General features: G+C 41.8%; 15 protein-coding genes and 1 pseudogene. 3 read left to right on the forward strand and 13 right to left on the reverse strand.

What is annotated here, in order from left to right; genetic code table 11:
- Positions 1–217: 217 nt before the first annotated feature.
- From msrB to ccdA2, 3 genes are read right to left on the reverse strand one after another with little or no spacing between them, the layout of a single operon-like run.
- Positions 218–1,330: a peptide-methionine (R)-S-oxide reductase MsrB gene (gene msrB, locus HT680_RS04320; RefSeq protein WP_173258488.1), complete on the reverse strand. Its 1,113-nt coding sequence runs from the start codon at positions 1,328–1,330 to the stop codon at positions 218–220.
- Between the two features lie 9 nt (positions 1,331–1,339).
- Positions 1,340–1,903: a redoxin family protein gene (locus tag HT680_RS04325; protein WP_173258490.1), complete on the reverse strand. Its 564-nt coding sequence runs from the start codon at positions 1,901–1,903 to the stop codon at positions 1,340–1,342.
- Between the two features lie 13 nt (positions 1,904–1,916).
- Complete coding sequence (gene ccdA2, locus HT680_RS04330; RefSeq protein ID WP_173258492.1) at positions 1,917–2,627, reverse strand: thiol-disulfide oxidoreductase-associated membrane protein CcdA2; 711 nt, start codon at positions 2,625–2,627, stop codon at positions 1,917–1,919.
- Between the two features lie 144 nt (positions 2,628–2,771).
- Between ccdA2 and HT680_RS04335 the strand changes: the two are divergent.
- A pseudogene (locus HT680_RS04335) lies at positions 2,772–2,909 on the forward strand (transposase); the annotation flags it as partial.
- Positions 2,910–2,989: 80 nt separating this feature from the next.
- On the opposite strand, the gene HT680_RS04340 reads toward HT680_RS04335, so the two are convergent.
- From HT680_RS04340 to HT680_RS04370, 7 genes are all read right to left on the reverse strand, one after another.
- On the reverse strand, positions 2,990–3,850 hold the full coding sequence (locus HT680_RS04340) for a methionyl aminopeptidase (RefSeq protein WP_173258494.1): 861 nt from the start codon (positions 3,848–3,850) through the stop codon (positions 2,990–2,992).
- 15 nt (positions 3,851–3,865) lie between these two features.
- On the reverse strand, positions 3,866–5,143 hold the full coding sequence (spxR, locus tag HT680_RS04345) for a CBS-HotDog domain-containing transcription factor SpxR (RefSeq protein ID WP_173258496.1): 1,278 nt from the start codon (positions 5,141–5,143) through the stop codon (positions 3,866–3,868).
- On the reverse strand, positions 5,136–5,687 hold the full coding sequence (locus HT680_RS04350) for a GNAT family N-acetyltransferase (protein ID WP_173258498.1): 552 nt from the start codon (positions 5,685–5,687) through the stop codon (positions 5,136–5,138). The genes spxR and HT680_RS04350 overlap by 8 nt, the downstream gene beginning before the upstream one ends.
- 15 nt (positions 5,688–5,702) lie before the next feature.
- Entirely contained in the window at positions 5,703–6,962 is a 1,260-nt protein-coding gene (locus HT680_RS04355) for a UDP-N-acetylglucosamine 1-carboxyvinyltransferase (RefSeq protein WP_173258500.1), read from the reverse strand.
- A gap of 173 nt (positions 6,963–7,135) precedes the next feature.
- A complete protein-coding gene (gene pyk, locus HT680_RS04360) occupies positions 7,136–8,641 on the reverse strand; it encodes a pyruvate kinase (RefSeq protein WP_173258501.1) in 1,506 nt (501 codons plus the stop codon).
- 63 nt (positions 8,642–8,704) lie between these two features.
- Positions 8,705–9,712: a 6-phosphofructokinase gene (gene pfkA / locus HT680_RS04365; protein WP_173258503.1), complete on the reverse strand. Its 1,008-nt coding sequence runs from the start codon at positions 9,710–9,712 to the stop codon at positions 8,705–8,707.
- An 80-nt stretch (positions 9,713–9,792) separates the two neighbouring features.
- Positions 9,793–12,894 carry a DNA polymerase III subunit alpha gene (locus HT680_RS04370; RefSeq protein WP_173258505.1) on the reverse strand — a complete coding sequence of 1,034 codons (3,102 nt, stop codon included), beginning with the start codon at positions 12,892–12,894 and terminating at the stop codon, positions 9,793–9,795.
- Positions 12,895–13,059: 165 nt separating this feature from the next.
- Here HT680_RS04370 and HT680_RS04375 point away from each other — a divergent pair, with 165 nt between their 5' ends.
- The gene (locus HT680_RS04375) at positions 13,060–15,333 is read left to right on the forward strand and encodes a Xaa-Pro dipeptidyl-peptidase (protein WP_173258507.1); all 2,274 of its coding nucleotides are present in this window, start codon (positions 13,060–13,062) and stop codon (positions 15,331–15,333) included.
- A gap of 16 nt (positions 15,334–15,349) precedes the next feature.
- Positions 15,350–15,820, forward strand: a complete 471-nt coding sequence (locus HT680_RS04380; protein WP_001043005.1) for an arginine repressor — start codon at positions 15,350–15,352, stop codon at positions 15,818–15,820.
- A gap of 55 nt (positions 15,821–15,875) precedes the next feature.
- Here HT680_RS04380 and HT680_RS04385 read toward each other — a convergent pair whose 3' ends face one another.
- The 3 genes from HT680_RS04385 to HT680_RS04395 form a co-directional block, all read right to left on the reverse strand.
- Positions 15,876–16,049 (reverse strand): hypothetical protein, encoded by a 174-nt coding sequence (locus HT680_RS04385; protein WP_000502573.1) that lies wholly within the window; start codon positions 16,047–16,049, stop codon positions 15,876–15,878.
- 9 nt (positions 16,050–16,058) lie between these two features.
- Positions 16,059–17,369, reverse strand: a complete 1,311-nt coding sequence (gene obgE, locus HT680_RS04390; protein WP_173258509.1) for a GTPase ObgE — start codon at positions 17,367–17,369, stop codon at positions 16,059–16,061.
- Between the two features lie 70 nt (positions 17,370–17,439).
- Positions 17,440–17,574, reverse strand: a complete 135-nt coding sequence (locus HT680_RS04395; protein ID WP_000863854.1) for a DUF4044 domain-containing protein — start codon at positions 17,572–17,574, stop codon at positions 17,440–17,442.
- Positions 17,575–17,579 lie beyond the last annotated feature (5 nt).

The following is a 17,579-nucleotide window of genomic DNA, read 5'->3' on the forward strand; positions in this document are numbered from 1 at the left end:
TCCTCTAACTGCTTAGGAAAGACTTCTTATACTCAATGAAAACAAAAAGCAAACTAGGAAGCTAACCGCAGGTTGTGCAAAGTTCAGCTTTGAGGTTGTAGATAAAACTGACAAAGTCAGCTCAAAAACACTGTTTTGAGGTTGTAGATGAAACTGACGAAGTCAGTAACTATACGTATGGGGACGGTAAGGCGACGCTGAAGTAGTTTGAAGAGTCTTAATCGACATAATCTAGTAAATAAGCATAGCCTTTTTCTTCCATTTGGTCTTTGGGAATAAAGCGGATAGAAAGACTATTGATACAGTAGCGCAAGCCTCCCTTGTCCTTTGGTCCATCCGTAAAGACATGGCCAAGGTGAGAATCTCCAACTCGACTTCTCACTTCCATGCGTGTCATGTTGTAAGACTTATCTTCTTTGTAGGTGGCAACATCTGGACTGATGGGCTGGGTAAAACTAGGCCAGCCACAACCAGACTCGAACTTGTCCTTCGATGAAAAGAGGGGTTCGCCAGTTGCCACATCCACATAGATACCTGATTCAAATTTATCCCAGTAGCGGTTTGAAAAAGCTCGTTCTGTTTGATTTTTCTGGGTGACGGCATACTCCTCAGTTGACAAGGTCTTTTTCAATTCTTCATCACTTGGTTTGGGATATTTGCTGGCATCAATGACGGGATAGGCAGCCTGATTAACATTGATATGACAGTAGCCATTTGGATTTTTCTTAAGATAGTCTTGGTGATAATCCTCTGCCACCACAAAATTCTTCAAGGCCTCCTTTTCAACTGCCAGAGGTTGGTCGTATTTCTTAGCCACCTCATCAAAGACTTGGTTGATTACTTCCAAATCCTTGTCATCTGTGTAATAAACGCCGGTACGATACTGAGTCCCCACATCATTTCCTTGTTTATTTTTGCTGGTTGGATTGATAATGCGGAAGTAATGAAGCAGGATTTCCTTGAGGGAAATTTGATTGGCATCATAGGTGACATGGACGGTTTCCGCATGTCCTGTTTGGTTAATCAATTCGTACTTGGTCGTTTCCCCTCTACCATTTGCATAGCCTGAAACGGCATCTGTCACTCCGGAAACGCGTGAGAAGTATTCCTCCACTCCCCAGAAACATCCCCCAGCTAGATAAATCTCGTGCAAGTCTGCGTCTTTACTGACTTCTGTTTTTTTCACTGTTTTTCCTCCTTGGCTAACTGACGCTTTCTCAATTTGCGACCTATCTGTCTGCCCTGCATTTTGCATCAATAGAAAATAGAAACCGGTTATGGCTAGGAAAAAGATCCCTGCCAAAACAAACAATTTTACTTTGTCATTCATGATCTTTCTCTACCCCATTTCTTTCAATGTTTTTAAAATCATATCCTTATCCATAAACCCTGGTTGAGTCTTTACCAGCTTGCCTTCCTTGTCTATAAAAGCCTGAGTTGGGTAAGAACGGACACCATAACTTTCCAAGAGTTTGCCTGACGGATCAATTAGAACTGGAAGATTTTTATAATCCAAGCCCTTGTACCAGTTCTTAAAGGCCTCTTCTGCTTGTTCACCCTTGTGTCCAGGAGACACTACTGTCAAGACCACATAGTCATCACCAGCTTCTTTAGCGATTTCATCCGTATCTGGAAGACTGGCTAGACAGATGGAACACCAAGAAGCCCAGAATTTGAGATAGACTTTCTTGCCCTTGTAATCAGACAAGCGGTAAGTCTTGCCATCTACTCCCGTCAGTTTAAAATCAGCGACTGCCTGACCTTTAGTTGCAGTTTGCGCACTGACTTGTTCTGTTTTTGTTTGCTCCTTCATAGTAGATTCGTCTGACATATTTTTAGCCGAACAGGCTGCTAAGCAACAGATTGAGCCGACTCCAAGGAGGCATGTTTGCCATTTTTTCATTTCTTCTTCCTCTCTATTCAAATAATCTTGTCAAAATAGACGCATTTCCCAAAAGCACCAAGATTCCCATTACGATAATGAGGAAACCACCCACTTTTTTGAGGGTTCCGAGGTAAGGATGAAGTTTTCGGAAATGTTTCAAAACATAGCTGGAGGCTAAAGCTAAAACCAAAAAAGGTAGCGCCAAACCCAGGGTGTAAATCAACATGAGCCCAGCTCCCTGCCATGCACCTGAGCCACCTGAAGCCGCCAAGGCTAAAACAGAGCCAAGAACCGGCCCCACACAAGGTGTCCAAGCAAAACTAAAGGTCAAGCCCAGCAAAAATGCCTGACTATAGCCACTACCCTTTTGTCCCTGTCTCTTTAATTGTAGCCTTCTTTCCTTGTAAAGTCCCTTAAAATGTAAAACTTCCATCTGGTGCAAGCCCAAGAGAATGATAACCGCCCCCGTCACATACTGAAACCAAGAGGCATACAGCAAGTTACCCAAAAAACCAGCTCCATAACCCAGTAAAATAAAGATAAAGGAAATTCCCACTATGAAAGCCAGAGTTCGCAATAAACTAACAACTGATATTGAAAATTTGCCGCTGGAACCCCGAGCACCCTCTTTGTCATCCAACAAAACTCCTGCATAGACTGGCAACAAGGGTAAAATACAAGGAGAAAAGAAGGAAAGAATTCCAGCAAGAAAAACACTGATAAAAAAGATTACATTGTCCATTGCCTTCCTCCATTCTTTGATTTGATAGGACTATTATAGCCCCAAAATTCCAGAAAAAACAGGGACAATGATAGGGAAAAATAGGAATTTAATCAGTTTATTTAGAAACCTTGTACAAAAAAAGTCCCATAAGATTTATAATGAAAAGCGACTAATAATCTCACCAAACTTATCAAACGAAATGCCTTTGGTTTTCGGAACTTTGAAAACTTCAAAAAACGGATTTTCATCGCTCTCAACATCAAAAAAGAAAGGACGAAATTCGTCCTTTCTCGATCTTAGCTGACTTCAACCCACTACAGTTGACAAAGAGCTGATTTTTTCTGTCTAACTTTTTGGGGGCGGTACAAGCTCCTTTCATTTTAATACGTTCCTTCTTCACCTTGACTTGTCAAGATAACAGGACCGTCTTTTGTAATCACAAACTGGTGTTCATATTGACAAGATAGGCCACCATCAATAGTCTTATGAGCCCAGCCAGTTTTCATATCTGTATCGATTTCCCAGTCACCAGTATTAATCATGGGTTCAATGGTCAGCACCATTCCTTCACGGAGACGGAGTCCACGACCTGCTATACCGTAGTTAGGAACCATTGGCTCTTCGTGCATAGTTGGTCCAACACCATGACCAACCAAATCACGAACGACACCGTAACCGCGACTTTCAGCGTATTCCTGAATGGCCGCACCGATATCGCCAATACGGTTTCCAACGACGGCTTGCTCAATCCCTTTATACATAGCTTCCTTGGTTACAGCCATCAAGTTTTTCACTTCTTCAGACGGTGTACCAACCGCATAAGCCCAACATGAGTCAGCTAAACCACCAGTATAGTTTTGGGTGTATTTTTTCATTTGCTCAACATTGTTGAAGTTGAGTTTTGATACATTGAGGTCGGATTTGGCAATCGGCCCACCTAGAACCATATCAACCTTGAGCAAGTCCCCATCTTTCAAGATGTAATGACGTGGAAAAGCGTGAGCTACTTCGTCGTTAAGAGAGCAACAAGTGGCATAGGGGTAATCCATGACTGCCCCATCTACGCCAATCTGTAGAGGAAGGAAATTCTCCTCTTTACAACGACGACGAACATACTCTTCTACTTCCCACATATCCACGCCTGGCTTAATCAAATCACGTAAGCCGATATGGATACTTGCTAGGAAATCACCGGCCTTGTCCATAGCTTCGATTTCACGTGCTGATTTTAAAGTTATCATTTTTTCTCCTAGATTCTAATTGATTTTGACTGTAACGTTTGCTTTTGATACAATTTGATGACCATGATAAATATCATAATCAATAATGGCTGAGCGTCTCGTGTGGTGAATAATACGTGCCTGAATCCGCAAAGTATCATCTATCTGCACAGCCTGCAAGAAGTAAATTAGCATCTGCTCAATGATTAAATTGCGTCTGCTATTTGCCACCAAATCCTGTGTCATGTGAGTTAAAATTTCAGCAAGAACACCATTTGCCAAAACTCCGTTCTTCTCAAGCATAAAGGGCTCAACTGTAATCACAACTTCGTCGTGATGATAAGACAACTTTTGTCCAATTTGCTCTGAAAAAGTCGGCAAAGCCGAAACTTGAGAGCGGCTCATCTTATCCATGACATCTCGTCTCGTTACAACTCCGAGCAAAGTTTGATTGCTTCTCACTACCGGAACCATCTCAAAGTCTTCTGCTATCATCCGTTGACTGACATTGGCAATATTGGTCGCTAATCCTGTCACGAAAATGCTGCGCGTCATCACCTTATCAATCGTCGTGCTGGGGGATTTGTCTCCTGCATCACGCATGGTAACAACTCCCACAACCACTTGATGCTGATTGATGACTGGGAAACGACTACTTCGATTCTTGCGTACCAAGTCTAGATAATCTTTCACTGTGTCCGTTTCTCTTAAGAAACCATACTCATGACTGGGACGATAGAGCTTTTCAACTGTTAAAATATCTGTCTTAATCTGCACATTTGACAAAGCTCTATTGATCATGGTCGCAACTGTAAAAGTATCATGCTTGCTTCGTAAAACAGGGATACCTTTCTGATTGGCAAGTTCCAGTACATCCTCGTGCACATGAAAGCCACCCGTTACAAGGACCGCGTTTTCATTTTCCAGAGCTAAAAGTTGAATACGAGTACGGTCACCTACGATCAAAAGACCACCATCATTCAGATAGGACAAGATATTCTGCTCGGTCATAGCCCCAATAGAGAATTTGCTAAATTCTCTCTCCAGCCCTTCCTGACCAGCTAAAACTTCAGAGGAGGTGACTTCTGCAATCTCTGCATAGGTCAGTTTTTCAATCGCCACTTTCTGAGATTTGACACGAATGGTTCCACTACGAGGTCGAGTTTCTACAATTCCACGATTTTCAGCTTCTTTAATGGCACGATAAGCCGTTCCATCACTGACACCCAAGTGATTGGAAATACTACGAACGCTGACACGTTTTCCTATTGGTAACTCTTCCAGATAACTTAAGATTTCCTGGTGTTTACTCACTGAATTCTCCTTTAACGTATCGAAATTCAAGGTAGTCTCTCATTTTACGCGTATAGCGGTCACTCCCCTTGAATTGGCGAAAGAGACTAAAACCTGCTTTCAAGGCAACTTTCTGACTAGCTTGATTCTCCAGATGAGTGATGATGGATAATTGTTTTAGGCCAAATTCTTCAAATGAAAGCTGACAAAGTTTGGTAACTACTTCTGTTATAAAGCCTTGAGACCAAGAATCCTTTTTTAAGAAATAACCAATTTCAGCTTCTTTTTTGATTTCATCTATTTTTTCAAACTTGATAGAACCAATCATTTCCTGATTGTCTTGGCTACAGATTGCCCAAACACCTAGAGGAGCCTTCATAAAATAGTTAGCAAGTGCGTACTGACTTTCTTCCAAACTTGCTTGACTGGGAAAAATAAATTGCAAATTTTCAGGATTTGAAGCAATCTCATAAAAAGCTTGACTGTCACTAAAAAAGAAAGGACGCAAATACAAGCGCTCCGTTTCAAAGAAAGAAAACATTGCTAATTTGGTCCAAATATTCATAATCACCTCAACGGTTTAGTCTTCGACGAGTGTAATATCCGCTCCAAGACTACGTAATTTTTCAATAATATCTGAGTAGCCACGAAGGATAAACTCAATATTTGTAATTTCAGTCTGGCCTTGAGCCATCAAACCAGCGATGACAAGTGCAGCACCTGCACGAAGATCTGTCGCTTTCACCTTGGCACCATGTAGAACACGCCCACCAGTGTAGAAAATATGGTCATTTGTAGTCGTAATATCCGCATCCATTTTTGCTAACTCAAAAACATGGTTGACACGTTTTTCGTAAATGGTATCAATAATAGTACCACGACCTTGAGCAGTTAATAAAAGTGGTGTGATTGGTTGTTGTAAATCCGTTGCAAATCCTGGATAGGGGGCAGTTTTAATATTGATGGCCTTCAAATCAGACTGCTCTTCAACGAAGATACTGTCTTCTGAGACCGTCATACGAACGCCCATTTCCTCCAGTTTGGCGATAAAGCCTTCTAAGTGTTCGTAAAGAACATTGTTAATACGGATTCCTTTACCAATCGCTGCAGCAAGTGAAATATAGGTTCCAGCTTCAATGCGGTCTGGAATGACTTGGTGACGCGTTCCATGAAGTTTCTCGACACCATCAATAATGATAATATCAGTCCCTGCACCACGAATGTGGGCCCCCATGTTATTCAAAAGGGTAGCCACATCGATGATTTCTGGTTCACGAGCCGCATTTTCAATAACAGTCCGTCCCTTAGCCTTAACAGCCGCAATCATGGTATTAATAGTTGCGCCAACGCTGACGGTGTCCATGTAAATACTTGCTCCATGAAGACCCTTGCCTTGGGCAGACAAATTCATATTGTCTCCCTCATAGCTCACCTTGGCGCCCATAGCTTCGAAAGCTTTGAGGTGGAGATCAATCGGACGAGGTCCCAAATCACATCCGCCAGGAAGTCCAACCGTAGCTTCACCAAAGCGACCTAAAAGACTTCCGTAGAAATAATAAGATGCACGAAGGCTATTGATCTTGCCATAAGGCATAGGAATATTCTGAACACCTCTAGGATCAATCTCCAAAACATCATCGTAGCGTTTTACTTTCGCTCCCATGATTTCCATAATCTCTACAAGACTAGCAACGTCTGAAATATCTGGGACACAATCCAAAGTGACAACATCATCTGCCAGTATAATAGCAGGAATTAATGCTACAACACTATTCTTAGCACCGCTAATGGTGATCTCACCTTGCAATGGATGTCCACCATTGATGACAATTTTTCTCATGTTATACTCTTTCAAAATTTACTAAAAAGGTCTCTGCATTCTATTATACCATAGTTCTCCTATTTTTCCCATTTCTGTTTAATAAAATTCTCTCTCTTTTTATCTTCTAAAATAGAAAAAAGACCCATCATATAAGCGATGAGGCTTGATATGATAGGCTCTTTTTATTTTAATTAACGTACTGTACGGATACGCATTGTATTTGTACGGACAGCTTCTCCAAGCGGTACACCTGCAACGATAACAATATCATCACCAGATTCAACCAAACCTTGCTCAACTGCAATTCTTTCAGCGAGATCAAACATATCATCAGTGTTTGATGGGCGATCAGTTGTTACTGGAATAACTCCCCAGTTCAACATCAAACCACGCTGAGTCAATTCATCGAAAGTGATTGCCAAGATATCAGCATCTGGACGGTATTTAGAAATTAAACGAGCAGTGTGACCTGTCTTAGTAAGAGTAACCACCAACTTGATATTCATTGAGTTAGTTGCATCCTTAACAGCTGAAGCCATAACCTCAGTCTTAGAATTACGTGCCAAGTTAACTGATGACAAACGACCATATTCTTTCAATAGGGTTTGAGCATTCTTGTCAATTGTTGCCATTGTACGAACAGATTCAAGTGGATATTTACCATTTGCAGACTCACCTGAAAGCATTGTAGCATCGGTTCCATCGATAACAGCGTTAAACACGTCTGATACTTCTGAACGCGTTGCACGTGGTTTTTCAGTCATGGTTTCAAGCATGTTTGTTGCTGTGATAGCGACTTTACCAGCTGCATTTACTTTTGTGATGATCATTTTTTGGTAAACTGGAACCATTTCGAATGGTACTTCGATACCCATGTCACCACGAGCAATCATGATACCGTCAGCAGCTTCGATGATTTCATCCAAGTTGTCGATACCTTGTTGGTTTTCGATTTTCGCAAACAATTGAACATGTCCGTTACCAGTTTCTTCACAGATTGCACGAACTTCATTCACGTCTTTAGCAGTACGTACGAATGAGATCGCGATGAAGTTGATACCTTGCTCAAGACCGAAACGGATATCATCGTTATCACGTTCAGCAAGTGCTGGGAAAGGAATTTTAGTGTTAGGGATGTTTACACCTTTTTGTTTAGCGATAATTCCGTCGTTTTCAACTTCAACTTCAAATTCACGAGTTGCATCGTCTTTTGCAACAACGCGAAGACCAAGTTTACCATCGTCAACCAATACTTGGCGACCAACTTCAACATCATCGTAGATGTCAAGAGCACCAGCAACGTTCAAAGCAATCACATCGCGAGTTGATTTGATTCCTTGTTTAGTTGCAACACGGATTTTTTCACCAGTTTTGTATGAGTATTCTTTTGCGTCACCTTCAAACAATTCAGTACGGATTTCTGGTCCTTTTGTATCAAGAAGGAAACCAACTTTCTTACCTGCAAGTTTTTCAGCAAGTTTAACAGTTGCCATACGCTCACCTTGTTCTTGGTGGTCACCGTGTGAGAAGTTGAAACGGAAAGTGTTCGCTCCTGCTTCAATCAATTTCGCAATATTTTGAGCTGAAGCTTCAACGTCAAGTTTTTCTCCCCAGTATCCGTCATCACCGAATTTTTTACCACCACGGATTTCTACCGCAGGACCCAAAGTTGCAACGATTTTTACACGTTTGTTCATGATTTTGTGACTCCTTTATATAATTCGACCTTCTGGTCATTTTACTAGATTTATGAAAGTTGATTAGGACAAGCTCTTGTTCAAGCTAGACAGTTCAAGATCAGCTTTGTGCGGGTTGTTCACCACGATCTTGCCATCTTCAGTCAAGCTAAACAAAGCTCCCTCTTCTGCTGTTCCAAGAATTGGATTTTCAACCATTTTCTCATTACGAATACCAACAGCGACACCACCGATTCCTTGTTTAAGAAGTTTAACAGCATGTGCTCCCAAGCGTGACGCCAAGACGCGGTCACGCGCAGTTGGTGAACCACCACGTTGGATGTGACCAAGTTCAGTTACACGAAGGTCACTAGTGTCTCCAGCTTCTTTTAGTTTTTGACCAAATTCAGCTGCTGACATAACACCTTCCGCCAAGACGATGATGTTATGTTTCTTACCGTGTTCATAACCAGCTTTGATGCTAGCTACGATTTCTTCCATGTTGAAGCCTTCTTCAGGAATAATGATTTCATCGGCACCAGTAGCAATACCTGCCCAAAGTGCGATATCACCAGCGTTACGTCCCATTACTTCTACAACGAAAGTACGACGGTGACTTGATGATGTATCGCGAATCTTATCAATCGCATCCATTGCAGTAGTAACTGCAGTATCAAATCCAATTGTGAAATCAGTACCTACGATGTCATTATCAATTGTGCCAGGCAGACCGATAGCTGGGAATCCATGCTCAGTCAAGCGCATAGCTCCGTGATAAGAACCGTCACCACCGATTACAACGACACCTTCGATCCCGTGTTTTTTCAACTGCTCAATCCCTTTAAGTTGACCTTCAAGTTGTGCAAACTCAGGGTAACGAGCAGAGTGAAGGAAAGTACCACCACGTGAAATAATGTCTCCAACTGAAGCAGCATCAAGTGGATAGATTTCACCGGCAACCATCCCTGCGTATCCATCATAGATACCAAAGACTTCCATTCCTTCTGAGATTGCTTGACGAACTACTGCACGGATGGCAGCGTTCATACCAGGGGCGTCTCCACCGCTAGTCAAAACAGCAATACGTTTCATTTGGTTTTGCTCCTTTTTCTTTTAACATTCCTATTGATTATACCACATTTCATTTGAAAATTCTTCTATTTTTCGTATTTTTAGCGATAAATCGTTTTCATAGCAATTCCCTCTAATTTTTCCTGTAAAGCAGGGTCTTTTTTTACAAAATGACAGGAGGAAACAATTGTTTTTTCTTCCTCAACATACCTGATAATGACAGGAATAGGGCCTTTATATTGTTCCAAGATATTTGAAATCTCTTTATCGTTGTCGTGATTTTTAACTTGAATCCAGAATCGTTCAGCGACTGCTTCTTTCAAATCTTGTGCAATCATTTGCAGACGACCATCTCGAGATTGAACTTTACCATTGATATAGTAAAATTTCCCTTCGGATAAAATGGAAGCAAATTTTCTATATTGGTCTGAAAATACAGTTACATCCATCCGAGACTTACTATCATGAACCTGTAGAAAGGCCATACTCTCGCCTTTCTTGGTTCGAATCACTTTAATCTTTTGAACTTCAACTAGGAGAGTGGCTTGAGCTCCCTCGGTTAGATTAGTGATTGGCGTCGTCGGATATAGGGCTTGTTTGGCAAGAGTTTGGAGAGGATGGGCACTGATACCTACGCCGATTAATTCCTGCTCCTTGTAAAATTTCTCTGCCTCTGTGAAATCATCAGCCTCAGTCCAACTATAGTTTGCATCCGCAAAGAGTCCTCCTAACTCCTCAACAAAAACAAACAAATTGGGCAGATTCACTAGGATTTTCTGACGATTCTTGTCAAATTCATCAAAAAGCCCCAGTTCAACCAAAGGAGTCAAAAGCGATAATTTCTTGTAATTTTTAGGAAGACGAGTGACGAAATCTTCAATGCTTGTGAAAGGACGATTTTCGATGATCCAGTAAGACAAATCTCTTGGCAGCCCCTTAATGGCTTTCAAGCCAAGATAGATTGTTTTCTGGGTAATTTTATCGTGATAGGGAATACTGTTGATAGCTAAAGGCGCTACATCAAATCCCATCTGCAGAGCATCGACAATATACTCACTGCTTGAATAATTCAACATGACTTGAAAGAAAATAGCAGGATAGTGCGTCTTGAAATAAGCAAGCTGGAATGCCAGTGCTGAGTAGGCATAGGCGTGGGATCTGTTAAATCCATAGCCCGCAAACTTTTCCATCACTGCAAAAACTTGGTTGGCCTTTTCTTCTGTATGCCCAAGTTTCATAGCTCCTGTGATAAAATCTTCCTTCATCAAATGCATCTCTTTAGCATTTTTCTTACCCATGGCTCGTCTGAGAATATCGGCTTTACCAAGACTGAAACCTCCAAAACGCTGAGCAACCTGCATGACTTGCTCTTGATAGAGCATAATTCCGTAGGTTGATGACAGAATGTCCTCCAAGGCAGGATCTAGTACCGTCACCTTTTCTTTGCCATGCTTACGAGCCACAAAATTATCGATATAATCGCTTGCCCCTGGTCTGTTGAGTGAGGTCGTTGCTACCACTTCTTCGAAAACTTGCGGCTGAACTCGTTTCAAGAGTCGAATAGCACCAGGTTGTTCAAATTGGAAAATCCCCTTGGTATTTCCAGCAGCAAAGAGGGCCAGAGTGTCCTTGTCTTCCAAATCAATCTCTTCGATTTTCAGATGAACACCCTCTGACTCAGCCAGTAATTCCTGCATTTTTTGTACAAAAGTCAGGTTACGTAAACCTAGGAAATCCATTTTTAAAAGGCCATTTGCTTCAACTGCATGAGCATCATACTGGGTGATGAGCATATCCTCACCGTATTTGAGTGGAATATAGTCTGTCAGGTCTTGGTCACTCATAACGACCCCTGCAGCATGAATAGAGGTCTGACGAGGATAACCTTCAATCTTTCGAGCAATCTCAAAAGCTTTTTGGTATTCAATCTTGCTATTGATGACCTGCCTAAACTGTAAATTCTTTTCATAGGCTGTCGTTAGCGTATCTCGGAAACTGATTTTTTTCGTAATATTGGTTAATTCGTACTCTGGAACACCATAACGTTTGAAAACATCACGAATTGCCTGTTTTGCTCCAAAGGTCGAATAAGTGACAATCTGTGCCACATGTTGACTACCATACCGATCACGAACATAGCGAATGAACTCCGGCCTATAAAGGTCAGGGATGTCGATATCGATATCGGGCATGGTGTAGCGCTCACGATTTAAAAAGCGCTCGAAAATCAAGTTCTTTTCAACCGGGTCAATTCCTGTAATATCCAGTGAGTAAGCCACCAGACTACCAACAGCAGAACCACGCCCCATTCCCATATAGTAGCCTTGGGAGCGTCCAAAACGGAGCAAATCCCAAACTACAAGAAAATAGTCATCAAAGCCCATATCATGAATCACAGCTAACTCCTCATTCAGTCGCTCATGATAGATAGCTGAGGTTAGCCCCTTGTCACTCAAGCCTTGCTCAGCCCTCTCTCGAAGTTCTTCTACTGCTGGTCTTTCAGGATTAAAGCGAGGGAGTTTTAAACTTGGATCAAGTTGATAATCAACATTCTCTATCAAGCCTTGAAGATTGGCAAGTGCCTGAGGGAAGCGATTTTTAAATCGAGCTTCTAAATCTGAGGCTGGTAGAAAGATTCCCTGTTGTGAATGCACATCCACTTCTCTCAGGCTGACATTGTCCTTGACTGCCGATAAGATTTGTAAAACCTGTATGTCTTCTTTTTCAAAAGAATTGACTTGATACAGTGGAAGAATGGGTCTGGTAAAAACTTCTTGAGGAGTATCTGGACTAACACCGATATAATAATCATGCCCCAAATCCAATTGTTCGATTCCAGCAAAATAAGGAACAATAATGGCAACATCTTCGAGGTGGCTGGTGAAGTCAGACCAGTTTTTTCGTCCTGTCATTTTTAAAGTGGATAACTTCATCAACTCTTGGTAACCTTTAGTGGATAGGGCTAGAAAACGAAGAGAGATATTCTCCTCATTTTTGACCAAAGTCATTTCCAGACCGACTAAAGGTTGAATACTATACTTACGAGTCACTTCTAAAAAGTGATAAGCTCCATAGAGATTATCCACATCCATGATAGCAAGGTGAGAATAGCCGTATTCTTTAGCTGTTTGTACATATTTTTCAATCGAAACCACACTTTCCATAAAACTGTAAACAGTCTTGGTGTTGAGTTGTGCAATCATTTCATCTCCTCCTTGCTTTAGATATACTACTATTATACCATTTTAAAAACTAGAATGAAAAGGTAGAGACCATTCCTTTTAAAGTGACTTCATCACAGGTCAACAATATCTTTTTTACCTTATTTTTGATATACTAAATTTAAAATATTTTCAAAGGAGAGCGCCATGCGTTTTAATCAATTCAGCTACTTGCCCGTTTCTCATTCGCAAGTTTTACGCGAGTTATCTCAGCTTGGTTTGAAGCTGGTACCAGAACAAGCATCAAAAAAACAACTTGAACAATTTGTCCGCTGGAGTTTTTTCACTTATAAAAATACCGACTATCCTTTGTCTGTCTTAGCAGCTGACAAGGAGACTGATCTCCTTACCTTCTTTCAGTCAGATTGTGACCTGACTCCTGAGATTTTTTATACTGTGGCTTTTCAACTTTTAGGGTTTAACTATCTTGTTGACTTTGAAGACGCCGAACAATTCCGTAAAAAAACTGGTTTTCCTATTATTTATGGAGATTTGATTGAAAATCTCTACCATTTGCTCAACACTCGAACCAAAAAGGGAAATACGCTCATCGACCAACTTGTTAGTGACGAACTCATTTCAGAAGACAACCACTACCACTACTTTAACGGTAAGAGCTTGGCAACCTTCTCTACTCATGATGTCATTCATGAAGTCGTGTATGTCGAGAGTCGTGTGGATACTGATAAAGACGGTCTCCCTGACTTAGTCAAGGTCAGCATTATTCGCCCTCGCTATAATGGACAAGTCCCTGCTCTTATGACTGCCAGTCCTTATCACCAAGGCACCAACGACAAAGCCAGCGACAAGGCTCTCTACAAGATGGAAGGAGAGCTTGAGGTCAAACCTGCCCACACCATTGAGCTCGAGGAGCCTAAGCTGAATGTAGTCGAACCTCTTGGTCAAGCAGAAGTCGTCTCAGAAGCTGAAGAGAAGTTAACTCATATCAATAGTTCATACACTCTCAACGACCACTTCCTTCCACGTGGATTTGCCAATCTCTATGTATCGGGTGTTGGAACCAAAGATTCTCAAGGGCTCATGACCAATGGAGACTACCAGCAGATTGAGGCATATAAAAATGTGATTGACTGGCTTAATGGCCGTTGCCGTGCTTTCACGGATCACACACGCAAACGTCAAATCAAGGCTGATTGGTCAAACGGAAAAGTCGCAACAACAGGAATTTCTTATCTAGGCACCATGTCCAATGGTCTTGCCACCACTGGTGTTGATGGCTTGGAAGTGATCATCGCTGAAGCAGGAATTTCCTCTTGGTACAACTACTACCGTGAAAATGGTCTGGTGACTAGCCCTGGTGGTTATCCAGGTGAGGATTTTGACTCACTTGCTGAATTGACCTACTCCCGCAATCTCCTAGCCGGTGACTATATTCGTGGTAATGAAGCTCATCAGGCAGACTTAGAGAAGGTAAAAGAGCAACTGGATCGCAAGACTGGTGACTACAATCAGTTTTGGCATGACCGCAACTATCTGCTCAATGCTCACAAGGTTAAAGCTGAGGTCGTCTTTACTCATGGTTCTCAGGATTGGAACGTCAAACCACTTCACGTATATCAGATGTTTCATGCTCTTCCAGCTCATCTTCACAAGCACCTCTTTTTCCATCATGGTGCCCATGTCTATGTGAACAACTGGCAGTCGATTGACTTCCGCGAGTCCATAAATGCCTTGTTAAGTAAAAAATTGTTAGGACTTGACTCAAGCTATCAACTCCCTACTGTCATCTGGCAAGACAATACTGCACCTCAAACATGGCAGAGTCTTGATGACTTTGGCAAACAGGATAAACTGCATACCTTCTCTCTTGGAACTGAGGAAAAAGTGATTCAAAACCAGTATGATCAAAATGATTTTGAACGTTATGGCAAGACTTACCAGACTTTCAACACAGAACTTTACCAAGGAAAAGCCAATCAAATCACCATTGACCTTCCAGTAACTCAAGATATTCACTTAAATGGTCGAGTAGAGCTGAAACTTCGTGTCAAATCAAGTACAAACAAGGGCTTATTATCTGCTCAACTGCTGGAACTTGGACAAAAGAAATATCTACAGCCTTATCCAGCTGTTTTAAGTGCTAGAACCATTGACAACGGTCGCTACCATATGCTTGAAAATCTCTGCGAACTGCCATTCAATCCAAGTGTTCAACGTGTCATCTCCAAAGGCTACCTTAATTTACAAAATCGAAATGATTTACTAACTGTTGAGAGCATAGAAGCTGAAAAATGGATGGAAATCCAATTTGACCTACAACCTACGATTTACAAGCTGAAAAAAGGTGACACACTTCGCCTTGTTCTCTATACTACCGACTTTGAAATCACTGTCCGTGATAATACAGACTATCACTTAACAGTCGATCTCACACAATCCTCCATCACCATCCCCTCATAAAAGGAGCCAGCCTCATATGAATAAATCTGAACATAGACACCAACTCATCCGTGCGCTTGTAGCCAAAAATAAGATTCATACACAGGCAGAGTTGCAAGCTTTACTAGCTGAAAATGATATTCAAGTCACACAGGCCACTCTCTCACGCGATATCAAAACCATGAATCTATCAAAGGTTCGCGAAGCAGATCATTCTTACTATGTTTTAAATACTGGTTCCATCTCCAAATGGGAAAAACGCTTGGAAAACTATATGGAAGATGGCTTGGTCATGCTACGTCCTGTCCAGCATCAGGTTGTCCTCAAAACCTTGCCAGGCCTTGCCCAATCGTTTGGAGCTGTTCTCGATGCACTTGATTTCAAACAAATCATTGCCACCGTATGTGGTGATGATGTCTGCCTTCTTATCTGTGAAAATGCTGAAGAAGCACAGACTTGCTTTGAAATTCTTAAAAAATTTGCGCCACCATTTTTCTTCAATGACTAAAAAATTCCCCGTGATGAATACAATCACGGGGTTCTCTTTTATCAATGTCGATAGGCTATTTTTCTTCTTTATCAGCCTTCTCATTGCCTTTTTTTTCTCGTGCTAATCTAAGAGCACGTTTGGGATTGAGACGATTAAACAATTCTTCTAGTTTCTTTTCATTCCATACATCTGCTGCAGAGACAAAGTTTCCATCTGCATCTCGGAATGATATCGGTTTATCTCCCATATCAATCTCCTAGTCTACAAATTCAAACTCAAATTTACCGATTCGGACCAGATCTCCATCCTTGGCTCCACGCGCACGAAGGGCTTCATCTACCCCCATACCACGTAACTGACGAGCAAACTTCATGACAGACTCGTCACGGTCAAAGTTAGTCATGTTAAAGAGTTTCATGAGTTTTTCACCAGAAAGCACCCATGTCGCATCGTCATCACGACTAATCTCAAAGGCTTTTTCTTCCTCGTCAAAGCCATAGTAAGCTTCTTCTTCCATATCAGACTCGTCATAGAGCAAGAACTCAGGAGTCTTATCCAACAATTCAGCTGTCGCATCCAAAAGGGGCGCCAAACCTTGCTTAGTCAAACCAGAAATAGGGAAGATGGCTGGTAGTTCTTCAAACTCATCGTAGTTTGCTGCCAACTTTTCCTTGAAAGTTTTAAGATTTTCCTGACTTTCAGGCATATCCATCTTGTTGGCCACGATAATCTGTGGACGTTCCATGAGACGAAGGTTGTAGGATTCTAATTCCTTATTGATAGCAAGGTAGTCCTCATAAGGATCACGTCCTTCGCTAGCTGACATATCGATGACATGGAGGATAACTCGTGTACGTTCGATATGACGAAGAAACTGAGTCCCCAAACCAACACCCTGGCTAGCTCCCTCAATCAAACCTGGCAGGTCCGCTACGGCAAAAGATTCACCTGACTGTGTACGGACCATCCCTAGATTAGGGACAATAGTCGTAAAGTGGTAGGCACCAATCTTTGGTTTGGCTGAAGTAATGACACTAAGCAAAGTTGACTTTCCGACAGATGGGAAACCGACTAAGCCAACATCAGCTAGGATCTTCAATTCCAGTTGCAACTCACGTTCTTGACCTGGCTCCCCATTCTCAGAAATCTCAGGTGCAGGATTTTTGGGAGTCGCAAAACGGATGTTTCCGCGACCACCTCGACCACCATGAGCTACGATAAATTCTTGACCGTGCTCAATCAAGTCTGTAATCACTTTTCCTGTCTCAGCGTCACGTACAGTTGTTCCTTGTGGTACACGAACACGAAGGTCTTCTGCACCACGTCCATGCATTCCTTTGGTCATTCCTTTTTCACCGGATTCGGCCTTAAAATGACGGTTATAGCGGAAATCCATCAAGGTACGCAAGCCTTCGTCCACAACGAAAACAACGTTACCACCACGTCCACCATCGCCACCCCAAGGACCGCCATTCGGGACATACTTTTCACGGCGAAAGGCAACCATACCATCGCCACCATTACCAGCCTTGACCTTGATCTTAGCTGTATCTAAAAACATACTCATATTTTCTTCTCACTTTAAAAAGGACTGGAAAATCCAGTCATTAGTTATTGTTTCTATCTTAGCAACTTGCTTAGAATCTGCTAAAAGCTCCAAGCGCTGTCGCAAAGATACCAGCAAGGGTTACAAACAACATAATTAGCACGACAAAAAGCGTTACTTTTTCAAACATTGTTTTTTTACGTTTTCCATTATCTCCAAAAGCCATTTGGA

The organism is Streptococcus sp. 5905 (genome assembly GCF_013276505.1).
Classification (GTDB): Bacteria; Bacillota; Bacilli; order Lactobacillales; family Streptococcaceae; genus Streptococcus.